The sequence below is a fragment of the Inquilinus limosus genome (assembly GCF_051487185.1).
In the GTDB taxonomy this organism is placed as follows: Bacteria; Pseudomonadota; Alphaproteobacteria; order DSM-16000; family Inquilinaceae; genus Inquilinus; species Inquilinus limosus_F.
The window spans coordinates 152,932-173,587 of sequence record NZ_JAHVDK010000015.1; the positions used below are offsets into that span (position 1 = coordinate 152,932).

General features: G+C 66.9%; 19 protein-coding genes. 8 read left to right on the forward strand and 11 right to left on the reverse strand.

Going from position 1 to position 20,656, the window contains the following annotated elements; genetic code table 11:
• The first annotated feature begins 6 nt into the window (after positions 1–6).
• From KXR53_RS18735 to KXR53_RS18745, 3 genes are all read left to right on the forward strand, one after another.
• A complete protein-coding gene (locus tag KXR53_RS18735) occupies positions 7–2,400 on the forward strand; it encodes an aldehyde dehydrogenase family protein (protein WP_437376772.1) in 2,394 nt (797 codons plus the stop codon).
• Between the two features lie 162 nt (positions 2,401–2,562).
• The gene (locus KXR53_RS18740; protein ID WP_437376773.1) at positions 2,563–3,294 is read left to right on the forward strand and encodes a 4'-phosphopantetheinyl transferase family protein; all 732 of its coding nucleotides are present in this window, start codon (positions 2,563–2,565) and stop codon (positions 3,292–3,294) included.
• 25 nt (positions 3,295–3,319) lie between these two features.
• Positions 3,320–3,688 (forward strand): VOC family protein, encoded by a 369-nt coding sequence (locus KXR53_RS18745; protein WP_437376774.1) that lies wholly within the window; start codon positions 3,320–3,322, stop codon positions 3,686–3,688.
• A 9-nt stretch (positions 3,689–3,697) separates the two neighbouring features.
• On the opposite strand, the gene KXR53_RS18750 is transcribed toward KXR53_RS18745, so the two are convergent.
• Positions 3,698–4,432, reverse strand: coding sequence for an SDR family oxidoreductase (locus KXR53_RS18750; RefSeq protein WP_437376775.1), 735 nt, complete (start codon positions 4,430–4,432; stop codon positions 3,698–3,700).
• Between the two features lie 91 nt (positions 4,433–4,523).
• Here KXR53_RS18750 and msrB point away from each other — a divergent pair, with 91 nt between their 5' ends.
• From msrB to KXR53_RS18770, 4 genes are all read left to right on the forward strand, one after another.
• The gene (gene msrB, locus KXR53_RS18755) at positions 4,524–4,922 is read left to right on the forward strand and encodes a peptide-methionine (R)-S-oxide reductase MsrB (RefSeq protein ID WP_437376776.1); all 399 of its coding nucleotides are present in this window, start codon (positions 4,524–4,526) and stop codon (positions 4,920–4,922) included.
• 129 nt (positions 4,923–5,051) lie between these two features.
• Complete coding sequence (locus KXR53_RS18760; RefSeq protein ID WP_437376777.1) at positions 5,052–5,429, forward strand: PRC-barrel domain-containing protein; 378 nt, start codon at positions 5,052–5,054, stop codon at positions 5,427–5,429.
• Between the two features lie 26 nt (positions 5,430–5,455).
• Complete coding sequence (locus KXR53_RS18765; protein WP_437376778.1) at positions 5,456–5,644, forward strand: hypothetical protein; 189 nt, start codon at positions 5,456–5,458, stop codon at positions 5,642–5,644.
• Between the two features lie 101 nt (positions 5,645–5,745).
• On the forward strand, positions 5,746–6,141 hold the full coding sequence (locus tag KXR53_RS18770; RefSeq protein WP_437376779.1) for a hypothetical protein: 396 nt from the start codon (positions 5,746–5,748) through the stop codon (positions 6,139–6,141).
• Between the two features lie 80 nt (positions 6,142–6,221).
• On the opposite strand, the gene KXR53_RS18775 is transcribed toward KXR53_RS18770, so the two are convergent.
• The 10 genes from KXR53_RS18775 to KXR53_RS18820 all read right to left on the reverse strand — a co-directional run bounded on the left by KXR53_RS18775 (position 6,222) and on the right by KXR53_RS18820 (position 20,174).
• Positions 6,222–6,446, reverse strand: coding sequence for a hypothetical protein (locus KXR53_RS18775; RefSeq protein ID WP_437376780.1), 225 nt, complete (start codon positions 6,444–6,446; stop codon positions 6,222–6,224).
• A gap of 149 nt (positions 6,447–6,595) precedes the next feature.
• On the reverse strand, positions 6,596–8,845 hold the full coding sequence (locus tag KXR53_RS18780) for a molybdopterin cofactor-binding domain-containing protein (protein ID WP_437376781.1): 2,250 nt from the start codon (positions 8,843–8,845) through the stop codon (positions 6,596–6,598).
• Positions 8,842–9,348, reverse strand: coding sequence for a (2Fe-2S)-binding protein (locus tag KXR53_RS18785; RefSeq protein ID WP_437376782.1), 507 nt, complete (start codon positions 9,346–9,348; stop codon positions 8,842–8,844). The genes KXR53_RS18780 and KXR53_RS18785 overlap by 4 nt, the downstream gene beginning before the upstream one ends.
• A 9-nt stretch (positions 9,349–9,357) precedes the next feature.
• The gene (locus tag KXR53_RS18790; RefSeq protein WP_437376783.1) at positions 9,358–10,728 is read right to left on the reverse strand and encodes a c-type cytochrome; all 1,371 of its coding nucleotides are present in this window, start codon (positions 10,726–10,728) and stop codon (positions 9,358–9,360) included.
• Positions 10,729–11,014: 286 nt separating this feature from the next.
• On the reverse strand, positions 11,015–11,737 hold the full coding sequence (gene msrA / locus KXR53_RS18795) for a peptide-methionine (S)-S-oxide reductase MsrA (RefSeq protein ID WP_437376784.1): 723 nt from the start codon (positions 11,735–11,737) through the stop codon (positions 11,015–11,017).
• Positions 11,738–12,074: 337 nt separating this feature from the next.
• Positions 12,075–13,505 (reverse strand): PBSX family phage terminase large subunit, encoded by a 1,431-nt coding sequence (locus KXR53_RS18800; protein WP_437376785.1) that lies wholly within the window; start codon positions 13,503–13,505, stop codon positions 12,075–12,077.
• 444 nt (positions 13,506–13,949) lie between these two features.
• Entirely contained in the window at positions 13,950–15,083 is a 1,134-nt protein-coding gene (locus tag KXR53_RS18805) for a hypothetical protein (RefSeq protein WP_437376786.1), read from the reverse strand.
• Between the two features lie 369 nt (positions 15,084–15,452).
• Positions 15,453–16,376: a winged helix-turn-helix domain-containing protein gene (locus tag KXR53_RS18810; protein ID WP_437376787.1), complete on the reverse strand. Its 924-nt coding sequence runs from the start codon at positions 16,374–16,376 to the stop codon at positions 15,453–15,455.
• Between the two features lie 197 nt (positions 16,377–16,573).
• A complete protein-coding gene (locus KXR53_RS18815) occupies positions 16,574–18,358 on the reverse strand; it encodes an ATP-dependent helicase (RefSeq protein ID WP_437376788.1) in 1,785 nt (594 codons plus the stop codon).
• Positions 18,351–20,174: an ATP-dependent nuclease gene (locus KXR53_RS18820; protein ID WP_437376789.1), complete on the reverse strand. Its 1,824-nt coding sequence runs from the start codon at positions 20,172–20,174 to the stop codon at positions 18,351–18,353. Before KXR53_RS18820 ends, KXR53_RS18815 begins: the two co-directional genes overlap by 8 nt.
• A gap of 277 nt (positions 20,175–20,451) precedes the next feature.
• Here KXR53_RS18820 and KXR53_RS18825 point away from each other — a divergent pair.
• A partial coding sequence (locus tag KXR53_RS18825; protein ID WP_437376790.1) for a hypothetical protein occupies positions 20,452–20,656 on the forward strand: 205 nt, incomplete at its 3' end.

Genomic DNA, 20,656 nt, shown 5'->3' on the forward strand with positions numbered 1-20,656 from the left:
GCTGCCATGCCCCGGATCGCGGAGATTCTCGACACCATGGATTACGGCCCGGCGCCGGAGGACAGCGGCATCGCCCGCGATTGGCTGGCGCGGCACGAGGCGGGCTTCGGCCATTTCATCGACGGCAGGTTCGTCGCCCCGGCCGAGGGCGGCCGGTTCGAGGTGCTGAACCCGGCCACAGGCAAGCCGCTGGCGCAGGTGGCGCAGGGCACGGCCAAGGATGTCGACGCCGCGGTCAAGGCCGCGCGCCGGGCGCAGAAGGGCTGGGCGGCGCTGCCGGGCCATGAGCGCGCCCGCCACCTCTACGCCCTGGCCCGCCACGTCCAGCGCCGAGAGCGGCTGCTCTCCGTGATCGAGACCATGGACAACGGCAAGCCGATCCGCGAGAGCCGGGACATCGACATCCCGCTGGTGGCGAGGCACTTCTACCACCATGCCGGCTGGGCCTCGCTGATCGAGACCGAGTTCCCCGGCTATCGCCCGGTCGGCGTCTGCGGCCAGATCATCCCCTGGAACTTCCCCCTCCTGATGCTGGCCTGGAAAGTGGCGCCGGCGCTCGCCGCCGGGAACACGGTGGTGCTGAAGCCGGCCGAGTTCACCCCGCTGACCGCGCTGCTCTTCGCCGAGATCGCGCAGGAGGCGGGGCTGCCGCCGGGCGTGCTGAACATCGTCACCGGCGACGGCGACACCGGCGCCCTGCTTGTCGAGCATCCGGACGTCGACAAGATCGCCTTCACCGGCTCGACCGAGGTCGGCCGCAAGATCCGCGAGGCGACCGCCGGCTCGGGCAAGAAGCTGTCGCTGGAGCTGGGCGGCAAGTCGCCCTTCATCGTGTTCGACGACGCCGATCTCGACGCCGCGGTCGAGGGTGTGGTGGATTCGATCTGGTTCAACCAGGGCCAGGTCTGTTGCGCCGGCTCGCGCCTCTTGGTGCAAGAGAGCGTGGCCGACCGCCTGTACGACAAGCTGAAGCGCCGGATGGCGACGCTGCGGGTGGGCGACCCGCTCGACAAGTCGACCGACATGGGGCCGCTCGTGGCCCAGGTGCAGCTCGAGCGCGTCAAGCACTACGTCGAGCTGGGCAAGAAGGAGGGCGGTGCCTGCTGGCAGGATGCGGCGACCCTGCCGAAGGGCGGGCTCTACTTCCCGCCGACTCTCTTTACCGAGGTTGAGCCCGCGGCGACCATGGCGCAGGAGGAGATCTTCGGCCCGGTGCTGTCGGCCTCGACCTTCCGCACCCCGGACGAGGCGGTGGCGCTGGCCAACAACTCGCGCTACGGCCTGGCGTCCTCGGTTTGGTCGGAGACAGTGAACCAGGCGCTGCACGTCGCGGCCCGGCTGAAGGCCGGCGTGGTCTGGATCAACTGCGCCAATTCCTTCGACGCCGCGGTCGGCTTCGGCGGCTATCGTGAGAGCGGCTTCGGCCGCGAGGGCGGCCGGGAAGGGATGTACGAATACCTGGTGCCGGGCTGGGAGAAGGATGCGCCGGCGCTGAAGCCCTCGGCCGCGGCGCCTCTGGCGGCGGTGCCGCTGGGCGGCGATCACGACCTGCCCTCGATCGACCGCACCGCCAAGCTCTATGTCGGCGGCAAGCAGGCGCGGCCGGATGGCGGCTACAGCTACAGCATCCTGGATCCGAAGGGCCGGGTGCTGGGCCAGGCCGGCCTCGGCAACCGCAAGGACATCCGCAACGCGGTCGAGGCGGCGCACAAGGCTACCGGCTGGGGCGGCCTGGCCGGGCACAACCGCGCCCAGGTGCTGTACTACCTGGCCGAGAACCTGGCCGCGCGGTCCGAGGAGTTCACCCGCCGGATCGCCGCCATGACCGGCGCCTCGGCCAAGGCCGCTGCGGCGGAGGTCGAGGCCGCGGTGCGGCGGATCTTCTTCTATGCCGGCTTCGCCGACAAATATGACGGCCAGGTGCACGACGCCCGGGCCCGCCAGGTGACTCTGGCGATGAACGAGCCCTGGGGCGTGATGGGCATCCTGTGCCCGGACGAGGCGCCGCTGCTCGGCTTCGTCTCGCTGGTGGTGCCGGCGATCGCCATGGGCAACCGCGTGGTCGCCGTGCCCTCGCCGCGCCACCCGCTGGCCGCGACCGACCTTTACCAGGTGCTCGACACCTCCGACGTGCCGGACGGGGTGGTCAACATCGTCACCGGCGAGCGCGATGCGCTGGCGAAGACCCTGGCCGAGCATGACGACGTCGCCGCCCTCTGGTATGTCGGCCCGGCCGAAGGTGGGGCGGCGGTGGAGAAGGCCAGCGCCGGCAACCTCAAGGCCACCTGGACCAACCAGGGCCGTCGCCGCGACTGGCTGTCCGACACCGAAGGGCAGGGCCGCGAATACCTGCGCCGCGCCACCCAGGTGAAGAACATCTGGTTGCCTTACGGGGAGTAGGGCTGACGCCGATATCGGGACGCGCTACCCCTTTTTCTGTCATTGCCGGGCTTGACCCGGCAATCCAGAAGATGTCGAGACCCTCTGGATGCCCAGGGCAAGCCCGGGCATGACAGTGAGGGGTGGCTGACGTCCTGCCGGCACTAAGGGCGAGGAGGGGCGATGTCCGACATCTGGGCCATGCCATCGGGCTTTCCCGACCTCCTGCCGGGTGAGGTCCATGTCTGGCGGCTCCCGACCGAGCGCGACCCGCGGGCCGGACTCGCCGTGCTGTCGGCGGAGGAGCGGGCGCGCGCCGACCGGTTCCGGACCGATCTGCTGCGGGCCCGCTATGTCGCCACCCATGCGGCGCTGCGGCTGCTGCTCGGCCGCGCCCTCGGCAGGCCGGCGCGGACGCTGCGCTTCGGCCAGAACGCCTGGGGCAAGCCCGAGCTGGCGGAAGGCGGGCTCCGCTTCAACCTCTCGCACAGCGGCCCCTGGGCGCTGGTGGCGCTGGCCCCTGACATCGAGGTCGGCGTCGATGTCGAGGCGGTGCGGCACCCGCCGCCGCTGGAGGTCGCCGGCATAGCCTATTCGGCGGCGGAGCGGGCGGCCCTCGCCGCGCTCTCCGACCAGGCCCTGACCGCCGCCTTCTACGCGGTCTGGACCCGCAAGGAGGCATTGTCCAAGGGGCTCGGCCGCGGCTTCTCCTTCGATTTCACCGGCTTCAGCGTCAGCGCCGACCCGGCGGAGCGGATCAGCCGCCCGGCGCTGCCGCCGGACCTGGCAGACGCGGCGGACTGGCATCTGCACGACCTGCCGCCGCTCGACGGGGCGGCGGCGGCGCTGGCCGTCCCGGCCGCCGGCGTCGGCATCGCGGCCTGGCGGTTCGAGCCGGGTCTGTGGGGATTGTGATCGGATCGAAGGGAAGGAGGCTCGGATGCTGGACCATGTGACGATCAGGGTCGGCGATCTCGACCGGTCGAAGGCCTTCTACGACCAGCTGCTGGCGGCGCTCGGCATCGCCCGCCTCTATGCCGATGGCGAGACCTTCGCCGGCTACGGCGTCGGCCGCAGGGCCTTCTTCTGGATCGGCCTGCATCACGGCGCCGTCACCGGCACCCATGTCGCCTTCGCGGCGCCGGACCGGGCGACGGTGGACCGCTTCCACGCGGCCGGGCTGGCCGCCGGCGGCCGCGACAACGGTGTGCCGGGGCTGCGGCCGCACTATCATCCGGACTACTACGGCGCCTTCATCCTCGACCCCGACGGCCACAACGTCGAGGCGGTCTGCCGCGAGGCGCCCTGACGGGCTGGCTCAGGTCGCCAGGAAGCCGCCGTCGACCGGCACGATGGCGCCGTTCATCATCGCCGAGGCGTCGCTCAGCAGGTACAGGATCACCTCGGCGACGTCGTCCGGCTGGGCGAAGCGGCCGAGCGGGATGCGGCCCAGCATCGGGCCGGACTTGGCTGGGTCGCTCCAGGCCTTCACCGCCATCGGCGTCAGCGTCACCACCGGGTTGACGCTGTTGGTGCGGATGCCGTGCGGCCCCAGCTCCACCGCCATCACCCGGGTGATCTCGTCGAGCGCGCCCTTGGAGGCGCAATAGGCGGTGTGGTCCGTCAGGCCGATCATGGAGGACACGCTCGACACGTTGACGATGGCGCCCTTCGCGCCGCGGCGGATCAGGTCGCGCGCCACCACCTGGGCCACGATCATCGGCGCCCGGGCGTTCACCGCCATGATCTGATCGAAAGTCTCGACCGTGGTGTCGAGGAAGGATTCCAGCGTGGTCGTGCCGGCGCAGTTCACCAGGGCGTCCACCGGCAGCGCCTCGGCCGCCGCCCGCCGCGTGGCCTCGGCGTCGCCCAGGTCGACCGCGATGGTGCGGCAGCCGATCTCCCGCTCCAGGCTGGCCAGGTCCTCGGGGCTGCGGGTGGCGGCGATCACCTCAGCGCCGCGCCGGTGCAGCATCACTGCCGTCGCGCGGCCGATGCCCTTACCGGCGCCGGTCACCAGCACCCGCCGCCCGGCGAAATCCCGCCCGTCCATGCCGTCCTCCCTATCCTCGAATGGTGTCGCCACCCTATATCAGGGTCGGGACGCCGGCGCCTCCCCGTGACGCCGGCCGAGGAGATCGATAATGCCCGAACCCTATCCCGTGACCCGCAACGACGAGGAATGGCGCCGCATCCTCACGCCGGAGCAGTACCGGATCATGCGGCAGCACGGCACCGAGCCGCCGGGGAGCTGCAGCCTGCTGACCGAGCACCGGCCCGGCGCCTTCTGCTGCGCCGGCTGCGGCAGCAAACTGTTCGAGTCGAAGTTGAAGTTCGAGAGCGGCACCGGCTGGCCCAGCTTCAACGACCCGGTGCCGGGCGCGGTCGAGACCACGGTCGACCGCAGCTGGGGCATGGTCCGCATCGAGGTGCATTGCGCCACCTGCGGCAGCCATCTCGGCCATGTCTTCGAGGACGGCCCGCCGCCCAGCGGGCTGCGCTACTGCATCAACGGCGTGGCGCTGGACTTCCAGCCGGAATAAACCGCGAGCGCGAGGGCCGAGCTACTTTCGAAAGCGGTCCCGCGACCCCCAAAATCGCACAATTTGGGAAGGAACCGTGCAGCCCTCTCTTCCCGTTGCACGTGCAATCGGGAGGCAAGGAGACGGGCTATGGAACATCGTGAGGAGACGACCACGCTCATCTCCGGCGACAAGGTCGCCGGGACGGATGTCTACAACGCCGCGGGCGAGCGCCTCGGCGAGATCCACGACGTGATGATCGACAAGGTGTCCGGGCAGGTCGCCTATGCCGTGATGTCGTTCGGCGGCTTTCTCGGCATCGGCGAGAAATATCACCCGCTGCCCTGGTCGGCGCTGGACTACGACACCGACAAGGGCGGCTACGTCGTGAACCTGTCGCGCGAACAGCTCGAAGGGGCGCCGACCTATGGTGAAGAGGCCCCGCCTCGCTGGAACCGCGAGTACGAGCGGGACATCCACGACTACTACGGCATCAGCCCCTACTGGACGGGTTCGCTGCCGCGCTGACGACGCGGCTGATTCCGGAGGCCGCCATGCCCGAACGGGTCGTCGATGTGTTCGACGAGAACGGTGTCTTTGTGACGAGCTACACCGTCTCCCTGGTCGGTTCGAGCGACGCGCCGGATGAGGAGTATGAGCGCGAAGCTCTTCGAATGGCCGCCTTCGACGCGGCCGTTCCAGCCGATCGGCTCGCTTCATTGAAGGCGAAGGTACGGCAATAACCTCGCTGTCAGCGAAGCTGGCGGGAAGCGGGCCCGGCAGCTTCCGGGCGATCAGTCGTGTCTATTCATCTGGAAACAATGGTTTAGCCGGAGGACACACCATGAGGTGGACCTTTATCGTCTCGGCTGCGGCGTGTTTGGCGTTTAGCCCGCCCGCCTTGGCCGACTGCGCCCAGGACGTCAATCAGCTCGAGGCGCAGTTCAAGCAGATGGAGGCCCAGAGCGGACAGCCACAGGCGAGCCCCCATCAGACCCAGACGCTCCAGGGCACGCAGCCCCAGGAGGGGACCTCAGGCACCATGCCGAGTACCGGGAGCGCACCTAGCGCCGCCTCGAGCGAGCATCAGCGAGAGGCGCTCAAAGGCGCCGCCCAGGAATCCCCGCAGGAGCAATTCGCGATCCATCTCCAGAATGCGCGCCAGCTGGCGCAGAGCGGAGATGAGAGCGGATGCATGGCGCAGGTCGAGGCCGCGCGCAAGCTGCTCGGCACTCGCTGACAGGATATTTCTCTAGAGCGTCGGTCGGGGAGCGGACCGTTGAGGGCCGCTCCCCGGAAACCTACGGCGGACCTTGTGGATCAGCAGCGCCCGAGTTGCCGGCAATCCGTCAGACCGCCGACGGCAGCCCCGCCGAGCCCGCCGATGATCGCGCCGGTCCCGACATTACCGCCGGTGATCGCGGCCGTGCCGGCGCCGGCGCCGGCGCCGATCGCCCCGCCCGAGAGCGCCCGGGTGCCAGGGTCTCGGCCGCACGCCGCCAAGGACAGCGCCGCTGCCAGGATGAGCATAGCTGGTTTCAACATGGCCATCTCCGTACCTGTATCGCACCTCAGAGTCGGAAACGGTGCGGATCGCTAGGCCGTTCCCATTCACGGCGGCAGCGGGCAGGGGGCGGGGTTACGCAAAACGCGGGAATAATTTTCCGGCCGGGGTTGATGGTCGGCGGGCTTCCTCACACCCCGATCGCGGCTTTCACCTTGGCGGCGGTCAGCGGCAGGTCGCGCAGCCGTCGGCCCGTGGCGTCGGCGATCGCATTGGCCAGCGCGGCGCTGGCCGGGCCCTGGCCGGTCTCGCCGCAGCCCAGGAAGGGCTCGCCCGGCCGATCGATGATGCGGACCTCGACGCTGTCCGGCACGGCGCTGAAGCGCAGGATCGGGTAGGTCGACCAGTCGACCGAGGTGATCCGTCTGCGGTCGAAGCCGACGCTCTCATACAGCGTCCAGCTCATCGACTGCAGCACGGCGCCCTCGATCTGGTTGCGCACGCCGTCCGGGTTGACCACCTGGCCGGTGTCGACCGCGGCGACGACGCGCGGCACGCGCACCGCCCCGGTCTCGCGCTCGACCGCGACCTCGGCGGCCACCGCGCAATAGGCGGCCAGGTTCTTGTAGCGGGCGAAGCCGAAGCCGCGGCCATGGCCGGCGCCGACAGGACGGCCGCGGTCCCAGCCGAAGGCCTCGGCGGCAGCGGCAATCACGTCGCGGGCGCGCGGGTCCTCCAGGTGCTGCAGCCGGAAGGCGACCGGGTCGGCGCCGGCGGCCAGCGCCAGCTCGTCCATGAAGCTCTCGATCGCGAACACGTTCATCTGCGCGCCCAGCGAGCGCAGGGCGGAGATCCGGAGCGGCATGTCCGGCAGGAAATGATGCACCACCCGCGCATTGGCGAGGGCGTAGAGCGGGATGGCGTTGCGGTCGCCGCCGCCCTCCGGCTGCGGCAGCGGCCTCGGCGCCGGCGCCGGGAAGGGCTTGGCCAGCTGCCGGGCGGCCAGCAGGCTGCCGGCCGGCCCGGGGCGGGTGGAATGGGTGTTGCTCCAGACCTCGTAGCTCCAGTCGGCGATGCGGCCGGCAGTGTCCAGCGTGGCGCGGGTCTTGGCCACCATCGCCGGGCCGAAAGGCTCCCAGGCGTGCTCCTGCTCGCGCATCCACTGCACCCGCACCGGGCGACCGGGCAGGGCGACGGCCAGCAGGGCGGCATCGGCCGCGGCGTCATCGGCGCCGTTGTGGCCGTAGCAGCCGGACCCCTCGACATGGATGCAGCGCACCGTCTCCGGCGGCCGGCCCAGCATCTCGGCGATCGCCCTGCGGTCGGGATAGACGCCCTGGGTGTGGGTCCAGACCGTCAGCAGGCCGTCCGCCTCCTGCTGCGCCACGGCGCAGGACGGGCCGATCGAGCCGTGCAGCAGATAGGGCCGGGAATAGCTGGCCTCGAGCACCTTGTCGGAGGTCGGGGCCACGGCGTCGTGCCGGTCGAGGATCGGGAAATCCCGGGCCGGCAGCGCCAGCAGCGCCTCCGGCAGCCGGGCCTGGTCGGGCAGCGCCGCCTGCTCCTGCCACTGCGCGGCCGCGGCCAGCATCCGCATCGCCTTGATCGCCTGGAACTCCTGCTCCGCCACCACCGCCAGGAAATCGCCGTCCCGCACCACCTTCACCACCCCGGGCAGGGCCTCGACCGCGCCGCTGTCCACCGCGGCCAGGCGGGCGCCATAGCCGGGCGGCCGCACCACCCGGGCGTGCAGCATGCCGGGCAGGCGCAGATCCTGGACGTAGGCGCCGCCGCCGGTCACCTTGGCCGGGATGTCGATCCGCGGCACCGGTTGGCCCATCACCCGGAAGGCGGCGGGATCGGTCAGCTTCGACTCGGGCCGGGCCTCGACATGCAGCGACAGGCCGGACGCGACGAGGCCGCCGAAAGAGCGGCGGTTGCCGCCGGGCGCCAGCACCTGGCCGCCCTCGATCCGCAGCTGGTCGGCCGGCACGCCCATCTGCCGCGCCGCCTCGCCCAGCAGGATCTCGCGAACCTGGGCGGCGGCGTTGCGGATGGCGGTGCCGCTGTCCTGCATCGAATGGCTGCCGGCGGTGTAGCCCTCATTGGCGGTCCGGCCGGTATCGGCGGCGACCACAGTCAGCGCGTTGAAGGGCAGGCCCAGCTCCTCGGCCGCGATCTGCTGCAGCGCGGTGGCGATGCCCTGGCCCAGCTCGGCCTTGCCAGTGAAGACGCTGACCGCGCCTCTGGGGTCGACCTGGATCCAGGAATCGAGGAAGGGCGCGTCCGCCAGGCTGCCGGGCAGTTCGCCGGCAAGCTGCGGCGTCTCGGCCGCCTGCTGGGCGCGGGCGGCGGGGCCCAGGGCGAAGCTGACGATCACGCCGCCGGCGCCCTGCAGCAGGCCGCGCCGCGACAGGGCGAGGGATGGGCCGGCGCTCACAGCACCGTCTCCCGGTCGGCCGGGCCCTGGGGCTCGGCCGCCGCGCTGCGCATCGTCGCGGCGGCGCGGCGGATGGCCCGCAGCACGCGCATATGGGTGCCGCAGCGGCAGAGATGCCCCTCCAGATGGCGGCGGATCTCGGCGTCCGAGGGGGTCAGGGTCTTCCGCAGCAGGGCATGCGCCTGCATCATCATGCCCGGGATGCAGTAGCCGCACTGCGCCGCCTGCTCCTCGATGAAGGCGCGCTGCAGCGGGCCGGGGGCGTCCTCGGTGCCCAGCCCCTCCAGCGTCGTGATCTCCTTGTTCTCCACCAGCAGGATCGGGACGACGCAGGAGAACACGGCCTCGCCGTTGACCAGCACGGTGCAGGATCCGCACTGGCCCAGGCCGCAGCCGTATTTCGCGGCGTTGAGCTGCAGCTCGCCGCGCAGCACGTAGAGCAGCGGCGTGTCGGGATCGGCGGAGACGGCGTGCGTGCGGCCGTTGACCTTGAGCTCGATCATGACCTCTCCCTACCGGTTGGCGGCCGCCCCAGCGGCGACCTCGCTGTCCTTCGCGGCCCGGATGGTGGCCTCCGCACCGGTCCAGGCCGGCTTGCCGCTGAAGCGGCCGCGCAGATAACCGACCAGCGTCGCCAACTGCCGGTCCGACAGGGCGGCGGCGAAGCCCGGCATGATCGGGGCCTGCGTGCCGTTCCTTGCCGGCACGCCATTGCGGATGATGCGGATCAGGTTGGCCGGGCTGTCGGCGGTGATGGCGGAGCTGAGCCTGAGATCGAGGCCGCCGAAGGGGGAGGCCCGACCGCTCTCATGACAGCTGGCGCAGGTGGCGGCGTAGATCGCGGCGCCCGGGTCCTGCGCCGGGTCGGCGACGGCGATGGTCTGGCTGCCCGCCGATTGCGGCCGGGTGCCGGGACCGGCCGGGGCCGCGGCGGCGGCCGCCAGGGCCTCGCCCCGCTTGCGGACCTCGGCGTCGGGCAGCCCCGTCACCGCGGCGACATAGACCGCGATCGCCCGCACATCCTCCTCCGGCACCGTCGCGAGGTTGTCGGCCACCGGCGCCATCGGCCCCTGCGCCGTCCCGTGCAGACCGTGCCAGCCGTCACGCAGATAGTGGAACAGCGATTCCTCGGTCCAGGGCACCGGCGCCGGTGCCCCGCTGCCGATCGGCACGGCGTGCCAGCCTTCGCTTTCGCCGCCGGCGAAGCGCCGGTTGGTCCGCTCGGCGCCGAGCAGGTTGCGCGGCGTGTGGCAGGCGCCGCAATGGGCCAGCCCCTCGGCCAGATAGGCGCCGCGGTTCCACACGGCGTCATGCGCCGGGTCGGGCCGATAGGGTCCTTCCTCCAGGAACAGCAGCTTCCAGCCGGCCAGCACGACGCGCAGGTTCAGCGGGAAGGGCAGATCATTCGGCGGCGCCCGGGCCGGCACCGGCTGGCGCGTCATCAGGAAGGCGTAGATCGCCCGGTTGTCCTCATCGGTCACCAGGGTGAAGTGGTCGTAGGGGAAGGCCGGGTAGAGATGCCGGCCCTGGCGGTCGACGCCTTCGCGCATCGCCCGCCGGAACGCCGCCTCCGACCAGCGCCCGATGCCCGTGTTGGGATCGGGGGTGATGTTGGTGCTGTGGATCGTGCCGAAGGGCGTCGGCAGCGGCAGGCCGCCGGCGAAGGGGCGGCCGCCCGGGGTGGTGTGGCAGGTGCCGCAATTGCCGATCGCGGCCAGATCGGCGCCCTTGCGGACCAGCGCCGGGTCGAAGCTCGCCGCCGCCGGCGGGTCGACCGGGTCGATCGGCGGGCGCCAGGCGTAAGCGGCCAGGCCCGCCGTCCCGCCCACGATCAGCAGCACCCCGACTCCGAGAGCGATGCGGCCGGCGCCCAGCAGCCCCATGAGATCCGTCCGTCCCTTGCCCGCCGGCCGGTCCTCTCAGAGACCGTTTGGAAATGCGCTGGCGTGAGTCGGCTGGCGGTGGTTTCGAGAACCGGCGCGCAGCGGACGTTTGGGTCCGTGAGCACCGGAAGCGGAGAAACCGCCGTCAGACGGCCGCGCCAGTAGCATTTACGAACGGTCTCTCATGGGCTTTCAGCCGGCGCATTCCTGACTATGCAATGGTCGGACAAGACGGCCGTCCTGGCGAGTGGCGATTTGTCGCCGCGAGACGAGCCGGGGCGGCCGCTCAGTTCGCCGCCTGCGCCGCGACCAGCACCGGGTCGGCGCGGTAGTCGTCCGGGAACAGGCGGTGCAGAGCCTCGATCTTCGGCAGGTCGTGGATCGCGATATAGGGGTTGGCCGGGTTCCGGGCCAGGAAATCCTGGTGGTAGTCCTCCGCCGGGTAGAAGGCCCGGCCCCGCTCGATTCTGGTTGCGATCTCGGCGTCGAACGCCCCGGCCCGGTTCAGCTGGTCGATATAGGCCCTGGCGATCCGCTCCTGCTCCGGATCCGCCGGGAAGATCGCCGAGCGGTATTGCGGGCCGATGTCGGGCCCCTGGCGGTCCAGCTGGGTCGGGTCGTGCGCCACCGAGAAATAGATCTGCAGGATGCGGCCATAGCTGATCCGGCGCGGATCGAAGGTGATCTTCACCGATTCGGCATGGCCGGTGCCGCCGCTGCTCACCAATTCGTACCGCGCGGCGCCGGCCTCGCCGCCGGCATAGCCGGAGACGGCGCTGGTGACGCCCTCGACGTGCTGGAACACGCCCTGCACGCCCCAGAAGCAGCCGCCGGCCAGCACCGCGGTCTCCGAGGTCGTGCCGGGGGCGACGGTCTCGTCGACCGCGGGCGGCGGCACCAGCCGCGCCTCCTCGGCGGAGGATCCGGTCACCGCCAGCCCGGCGGCGACCGCGAGCAGGGAGAGGGCGCCGGCGAGGGCCGGCAGGGAAGGGAAGCGCTTGGACGTCACGATCCGGATCTCCCGTTCGGGCCTGCAGGGGCCCCGACACCCGGTTCGCCGAAGTCGGCCGTCGGGTTACGGGGTGCGGAGGCCGATTGCCTCTCCCGCTTGCGAGACCGTTTCAGGACTCAGCCGTTCGTGTCGACCTATGCCTTTAATCCTCCCCCTCCCCTTGCGGGAGGGGACAGGGGGAGGGGTCTGCGCGCGTCTGCGCGCGAATGAGCAGAGGACAGGCCTCGCAGCGATAGCCGGATCGCCGAAGTCCGGGCCGGTCCTGGCATCGGAAACCCCCTCCCGCGAGGGAAGGGGGACTCATTTTCTGGCGTGAGCGGCCCGCGCCCTCTCCCTACACCCATTTCATCGAGCTGTCGTAGCCGCCCCGCCGCAGCCCCTCGACGGCATAGCGCAGGGCGTCGACGGCGTGGTTCTCGCGGTCCTCCAGCTCGGACAGGATCGCGCCGGTCTTCGGGTCGGTGCGGTAGCTGTAGAGGGCCAGCTCGTCGATCAGGTGGCGGCAGCGCGGATGCACCAGGATGTCGTGCGCCTTCAGGAACTCGATCCCGTCCTCCACCGACCCCGCCCCCTTGGTCGATCCCGTGATGTTGCCGAAGCCGTTGCGCTTCATGTAGCTGATCGTCTCCGGCCGGGCGCTGTCGGCGATGATCGGGCCGCGCCGCGCCCCCGGCACGGTGTCGAACAGGGCCGGCGTGCGGTCGATCTCGCAGCCGACGCGATAGGCCTCGTGATCGACGAACAGCGTCCGCCCCTGCACGAAGCAGCGCACCAGCACGGTCGGGTCGCGGGCGAAGCCCCAGTCGGCGCCGAACAGGAAGCGGGCGTCGGGCGGCGTCTCGAACGCCTCCACCTTCCAGTTCTTGAACACCCGCGCCTCGCTGACCCGGCGATACCCGCCCAGCCAGACATGCTGGTGCTTCTCCGGGTCGCGCTGCCGGTCCCACTCCATCTCCGCCTTCAGCACCTCCGGGAAATGCGGGTTGTCGGACCAGTTCACCGGCACCAGGACGGAATCGGGCGGCGGCGGGCCGCCGCGGAACAGCGCGTCGACCGGGTCCTCCGGCCGCACCGGGTTCCAGGAGAACCACAGCTCCGACCCCGGCTTGCGGATGGTCGGGCGCAAGAGGTCCAGGCTGCGGATCGACAGGGCCTGCGCCTCCTCGACCCAGGCGATGTCGTAGCCCTCCAGCGACTTGATCGACTCCGCCGTGTGGTTCTGCATGCCCTGGAAGATGATCCGGCCGCCGCGCGGCGCCAGGATGCGGTCGGCCTGCACCCGGAAGGCCGGGCCGAGGCCCAGGGCCTGGATCTTGTCCTCGATCAGCCGCTTGACCGACTGGTCGAGCGACCGCTGCACCTCGCGGATGCACACCGCCCGCACCGGCGCCGCCTCGACGCAGCGCCGCACCAGCAGCTCGGCGAAGACATGCGACTTGCCGGAGCCGCGCCCGCCGTGGGCGCCCTTGTAGCGCGACCGCTCCAGCAACGGCACGAAGGCGGGCGCCAGGTCGGGCGGGGGCAGGGCGGCCGGCGTCTCGCCCGGCGCGTCGTCCGCCCCGTCCAGCTCCTGGCGGACGTCCCGATACGCCTGGTCCAGCCGCCGCAGCTCGGCCGCGGCGCGGCCGGTGGCGGCGCCGGGGACCAGCCGGGCTTCGGCCGCGCCGGTCAGCCGGCGGATCCGCTCCGGCAGGGGCTCGCCCCGTCGCCGCCGCCCGGCCACCGCCGCCAGGCACAGGATCAGGATCCGGGGCCTTGTCGGCATGGCCCATGTCCTGGCGTTGCCGCGGCGCTGCCCGGCGAAGCCGATCCAGCCCGGCTTGCGCCTCGTCACACCCCTCCGCATGTCGACCTCGCACGAAAAAACCCGCCGCGGCGGGGCCGGGCGGGCGCAGTTGTCTGACTGTGCCTGAACTATGCCGCGTGATGCGGCATCACGTCAAGAACAAATAGCGAACATAGGATTGGGGCGAGTGTCCACATGCGGCTCTTTGCGATACCTCTGGAGGCTGCTCCGGTCCCCTCTGCCGACATTTGGGGGGCCATCGAGGCTCCTCCGGACCGGATCTTCCCATCGCGTAAGCGAGCCTCTAAACCGGACCTCATTCGAGGTCTGCGCCGGGGCGATCGCTGATCCAGCGCGATCTGACAGTGTTTCCGGTATTTACGTCCTTATGCTTAGCCTTTCGCGATCCAAGTGGCTTCGCCCCTACGAAATGAGTCCGGATAACTTTCCTAGAGTTACGATTGTTGTTCCAATTGAGGTGGCCGCTGAGCCAATTCCTGCAATCTGCGACGCTGCCGCCTCGACCTTCTTAAGTGTAATAATCGCCTTTGTTATCTTGTCGGGCGATGGATCGATCTGCGCGGCCCTAACGTGTTCCAGAGCTTCTTCCTTGATATTTGGCGTGCATCCTGATTCGTGTACGCCGCGGATTGCCTTCGCTAGCTCACCTTGAATCGCCTCGACCGTTTTCGACTCGTAGTGAATCTGTGTTGCGGCCGAATTACTCGCATTCCCACCAATCGCAAAAGCGCCGGCTTGGACGCCGCCATTTATCGTCGTGTTGTTACTCACGATAATTTCTCCCCTAAAAAGGTCGCTGGAACCATCATAGGATATTCGCATAAGCCTGAGATATAGGGTCGTTCGAGCAGCAAGACCTTCCATTCTCCTGCGAAGGAGTGAATTCTTGCCCTCGCTCTCATATCGCTCTACTATACATTGCTCGTAATTATAGCACTTGTCGGAATGCCGCACCATGTGGTCTAATAGTGATTGGCTTACCTCGCTATCTTCCTCGTTGATGTACCAATCCAACACTACCGCTTCCAAGCCGTCAAAATACGTGTCCTTCAACCCTATCGCGAGTCCAAGCCGTACTTCGGCATCGGTGTCTCCGGCGCCATTCGCAATGTAGTCCTGATACTTCACAGCAGAAGGAGTGTGCATAGCCACCGCACGATACATCCAACCTCGAACGTTGCCGGGCCGAGATTCAACAGAAGATATCGGGATCCCAAGATCGTCGACTGTCAGATTATCGTTCTCGGCTACCGCCCACACTGTGTATTGAGCTACAATAGGATCATCGTGAGCGCCAAGGGCTTTGACGATATCTGCGTTGCCGTGCCTTGGATGAAATAGATTGGCTGGTGCCCGATCTAGGCCTACCACGATCAGCCCCAATTTAAGAGTATCAGCTGAAGCAGCCTCGAGATTAATGGGTAACGATCGCAAATCGAGTGCTTGTGGCGGAACGTGCTGCAGTGCGGCGAGCGTCCTCATTTGCGGATCAAAAATATCTAAGGCATCGATAACTTTGGTCGCTTCCGGTTCCATGCGATATAGCGCCGCGATGGCCGCGGCCGCAGTTTGTGGCTGATCATGGTATTCCTTTAAAATTCCAAGCACACACTCTTGGCTTAAGCTCGCGGTGCCACAACGAGCAAGAGCGTTGAGAGCCCATCTTCGGAGCTTCTCATCGCCTTTTCGAGTATATAGGATGCCAACAATAGATTGTTCGACACCGATCTGATCGTGTTTCGCAAGGCGATGGCCACTCCTATACAATTTACACAAATATTGGAGCGCGCGCTTAGTGCGACCGTGATCCTTCGTATCCAGCTGGGATCTTACATAAGCGACCCCCGGGGCTGGGATTATGATGGGCGGACGAGTCAATTCTTGCCTCAGTATCATATCGGGCGATTATTGAATTTTGTTAAATTCTCCGTGCATTAAGACGCAACGCGACCAAGGATCAAAATCATCGATGTTGTTTACGGGAGTTTTCATGTCCAACCAGGACACATCATTCAAGGATAGCCGACGCCTCTCAGGATGGAACCAGTCTGGGCATCTAAACGAAATTACGGCGAGAAGATCGCTTTGGCCGCGCTCATGCTCCACCCAGATGAAGTTTGTAAGAGATGCCTGCGATTGGGTGGCTTCTGAGGAGTGCCTTACTACAGGTACATCGAGATCCATCTTTGCAGCGTTTACACCTGATTCGACGATCCCTAAATCCTCAATATTGAAAAGGGTACTTTGTTCTCGGCTTACTAAGGTGGAAAATCCCACTGACCGGCGGGACATAAATGTATCTCTATCGTCCCGGTACCGCCCGAGCCTGTACGTGAGAACTTCGCAATCTCGACGGACTGCCACAAAGGACCACAAAAATACGCTGTCGGGTCGCTGATCTTTAGGATCATCGTAGCGATACCGGTTTTTATGGAGCAGTCTCAACACGCGCTCGGGTGAAATTGGACTGTCAGACGTAGCGATCCCGGCCAAGTCGTCGACGCTGAGCGCCAACGCCGGCCCTCGTAGCAGCTCGCGCACTCGACGTCGGACGGCTATCGGCTGGCGGAACTCCTCGGGGATAGTATTATCATCAAGAAACTCGCGCAGGAAGAATCGCCCCGGCATCGTTCGAAAGAATAAGCTTTCTTCTCTGTGAGCGATGATGTCTTCGCTGAGCCGAGCTCCGAGAGTTTTATGCTGCGTCTTGCCATACAGATGAGCGGGTACGCAACCATGCCGATAGGCCGCCGCCAAAATTGCACGCGAACTAAGAGGCCGCCTCTCGGCCCGCAGAATTGTCGCCGCGATTTCGAGGTAGGTATCCAACGAGTGTTCCAGGGGCGCTGGCGAGGGCCATTAGGCTAGCTTTGTGGTGTACGTTTTTCAAGGCGATGCCCGTCACTCTCGTTCTCCGCATCCCGGTTGCAAAGGCAGAGTAGGCGGCTGTGTCGTTGGCGGCGGTGTCGGGCCGTCTTGGCGGTTTAGCGGACGTCAATGCAGCGCAATTTGCTCCACATAGCAGTTCAGGAGGCAGCGAGGCGGTCCTCAACTTCAGTCACGAACCGGGACGGGTTGAACTTCCCGAAGATTAGATGGACTTCGTGCCGCGCCCGGGTGAAACCGACATAGAAGAGACGACGAGCCTCGCGGATGTCGTTCTCCGAGGGGTTGTTGCGCGGGATCCGACCCTCTTCCATGCCGAACAGGATGACGACGTCGAACTCACGACCTTTTGCACTGTGGAGCGTCGAGAGGTTGATGCGGCCGAGGCCGGTACCGATGCCGGCGAACTCGCCGAGCAGCAGGTCATCGACGTCACCCATCGGGCCGAGTCGGGCGATGAAGCCATCCAGGGTAGCCAGCTCATCATCGAGCGACCGGGCCGGGGTGATCCGCGGCTTGATGATGTCGATTCGAAGCGCGGCCAGCCAGTCGTGTAGACCGAGCATGTCGTCACGTCGATCCCAGAGCGCGGCGATCAGGTCGCGCTGGAAGGCGATCCGGTCCTCATCGCTGGTCAGCGTTTCGTGGAACAGGCGCGCGCCTTCGCTGACGACGTGGCTAATGCGGGGTTGCCCCGACCGCCATCCACCGCAGCACCACATGGCGCATTGCTCGAGCCACCGCATCAATCGGCTTCCACGCGGATAGAGAGCGTTGCCGTCGGTGCGGATGACTGAATAGCCTTTAGCAGCTGCGGCGTTCGCCACCTCGTCCCCGAGGAATGCCGCCGGGTAAAGGACAGCGATCTCGCCGAGGTTGACATTGGGCAGCCGCTCACGGATCTCCGGGATCAGCTCCTCGATCAATAGCCGCGCCTGTCCGGCATAGCCGGCAGTGCAGGGGTGAAAATAGATCGTGCCTTCATGCGCATTGTCTGGGGCGCGGTAGCCGCGCGTCTCGCCGAGCGCGTATTCCGAGGCTGTCACGATCCTCGACCCGCAGCGATAGTTGAGGCCGAGCTGTACTGTCTCGACATCGTCGCGTTCGGACAAACGACGGAGCAGTTCCGGGTGCGCACCCGTGAAACCGTAGATCGACTGGTCAACATCGCCGACCGCGAACAGGCGCATACCGGCGCTGAAGCAGAGCCCCATCACCATGCGGTGCAGAGCGACACCAAGGTCCTGATACTCGTCGACGGCGAGGATCGGATACTTGGCCACAAGCGCCTTTTGCAACCATGGGTTCTGCGCGAGCGCGCGAACCGCGAGCAGCGGCATATCGTCGAAATCGATCAGGCCGAGCTTGCGCAGCTCGGCTTCATAGGCTTCGACGAGCCTGAACAGAGTCGGATCGGCCGTCTTCCATTCCGGCCTGGTTCGATCGAGAAAACGGCGGCGATAGCGATCCATGCGCAGGCGCCAGCCTTGCGGGTTCTCAGGACCACCGACCGCCTTCGTGAAGGCTCGCTCAAGTGCGCCGCGGGCTTGCTGCTGGGTGGCGACGGTGAACTCGTCGGGCAGGTTCAAACGTGCAGCTTTCGCGTAGGGCAGGAGGATCTGTGTTAGCGAGAAGGAATGAACGGTACCGACAAACACGCGGCCGCTCGGCGCGATGCCGAGCGCATCGAGCCGGGTCTCCAACTCGCGGGCGCATTCGTTGTTGTAGGTGATGCAGGCAATGCCACGCGGCTCCTCGACATTTTCGTTGAGCATGCGTGCGAGCTTGACGGTCAGCGTCTTGGTCTTGCCGCTGCCGGGGCCGGCGAGCAGCACGCAGTGGCCGGTGGACTCATACGCCTGCCATTGTCTGTCGTTGAGCCGCAGGTCCTCTGCCGCCCGAAGATAGAGGGCGCGGTTAGACAAGGCCGATCACATAGTTGATTGCATCGGTAATATAGCTTGGCACAGACTTGCCCGGAACACGGGTGGCAAGCCGCTGGGCGAAGCGGCCCTTTCCCATCTGTTCGATCATCTTGAGAAGGATGTCCCGGTTGACCGTGTCGGGATCGGTTTCCCACGCAGTGAGTAGATTCTTGCGCTGCTGGCTGAAATTGTGCTCGCGCAGCGTCGCGATCATCTCAGTGGCATAGTCGCCGCCGAACAACTCGATCTCGAGTGTGTCCGAGTTTACGAAGATGCCGAACTCTTCGCATCTTTCGATTGACTCGTCATGGGTCCCCAGATCTTGGATCGCGTCGATGAGGTCATTGGTATTGTCGCCGCCGCGTGCCTTGTCGATGATGCTGACCAGCCCGAGCGCCCGATTGTAGGCGCGTGGCACGCCGTCGACTTCGTCATAGTCGGTGATCACCGAGAACGGGATGCCGAGGGCGCAGAGCAGCTTCACATAGGGCTGGAAATTGGTCCCGGCGATCGAGCAGACCGAGATGCCATGCTCATCGAGCGAGACTCCCAGCTCTTCCGCAAAGGCTGGGATCAGGAAGCGCTCGGCGTCTCCTTCGATAAGAATGACGCCGCGAGCAAACACCATCTCGGCGCGGGTCACGTCAAGGTAACGGGTGAGGTCCTCGGTTTCAGCGTCGGTCAAGTCGGCCTCCGCAGTCGAGTAGCCCCTGGTTCCTGCGCCTGTCTCGACACGAAGCAGCAGCAGCGAGGCAAGAGGCGCAACGCTCGCGATATGCGGCGAATGCGTTGTAAGGATGACCGAGAGCGGACTGATCTCCGCTGCACCCTTTTCGGCTTCACCAGCGCCACCGCCGTCGACGATCGTCTCGAAAAGGTGCTTGTAGACGAGGCGTTGCAGGTGTGGGTGAAGGTGCGCCTCCGGCTCCTCGATCGCGAGCAACGAATGGTCGCGCTTGTTGTTGTTGATGAGACGCTGGAGGTCGAGCAGCTTCAGTGTGAGGAAGATCAGATTGGCGGAGCCGAGGCTCGCATCGGCAATGCCGCGCCGCCCTGCGTCGATCAGCAGGCGGATCTGGCGATTGATGCGGGTTGCGTCGGTTGCGGAGAAGCCGAGCGAGGGCCGGACGTCCTGCTTGGTCCCGCTCATCGCCAGGAACAACTCGGCGATGCTGGTCTCGAGCTTCTTCATCTCGTCGAACTCGATCACCGCCTCGGTCGCCGAGGCAATCTTCTCGCCAATCGCCGCAAGTTCGTCCTTGTCGATGCCAATGAACGCTTCCTCAACCAGCGGCCGCAGTGGTGATCGACGCCAGGCAGCAAGATCACCCTCGGCATCACGCAGGGCCGGCAGCAGGTCCATGGTGATGCGGCGGCGCAGGTCATGCCCGAACCGCTTAGCTTCGTTCTCGCCGCCGAAGCAGACGAAGGCGAAATCGTCATCGCTTGCCGGAGCGCGCTCAAGCCCGGTCTGTGCCCGCAGCTGATAGGTGAGCCGGACGGTGTCGGGATCATCGTCGAGTCGGTAGTCGGTGAGGACTGCGAGGACATCTAGATCGTCGTCGAAATCTTTGATCTCAACCGAGATTGTGATCTTGGTGGTCGCGTCAATCGCGCCGAGCCCGTCCCAGAAGTCGGCGAGGCCGAGTTGCCGGCTGCTATCGGGCAACGAAGGGTCGAAGATTAGCCGCAGGCCGAAGAGCAGATTGCTTTTACCGACCCGGTTCTCGCCGACGATTACGACGTTGCCGCCGAGAGCCACGTCAAGGTCACAGAAGTTACGGAAGTTCTCGATTTTGATTCGCGACAAATACATGACGCCCCCACATCATCCGCATCTCCTACCTATACATGAATACCGCTGGCAGCGGCACGAACCGGTTCTGATCGGAGCCGATTTCCTATCACCGGCGGCACTGGTGCCGGTGCGCTGTCTGGAAGCAGCGGCCCCGTTGTCCGGAAGCGCGCGGCTGGCGACGCTACGCGGGGCCTGCGGGGTGGAGACGATCCAGCCTGCCGTCGAGCCGGCATTGGATCGATGTAAACACATTGTGCAATTGTATTAATCTGCGATCCTGTTCATGATACGTTCCATGGACAAGGCGCAGACCGATCCGGCCCCGGAGGCCCCGGCCGCTCCGCAGGAGGAGCGGGCGGCGGATCTGCGCGTGCTGGCGGAGCTGGTCGAGATCCAGATGTCGATCGCCCGGGCGACGCAGCAGGAGGCGCTGCAGGCGCCGCAGCCCGGCGTCGACTACTGCCAGCGGATCGCCACCGCCTCGCGCGCCGTGCGGCTGA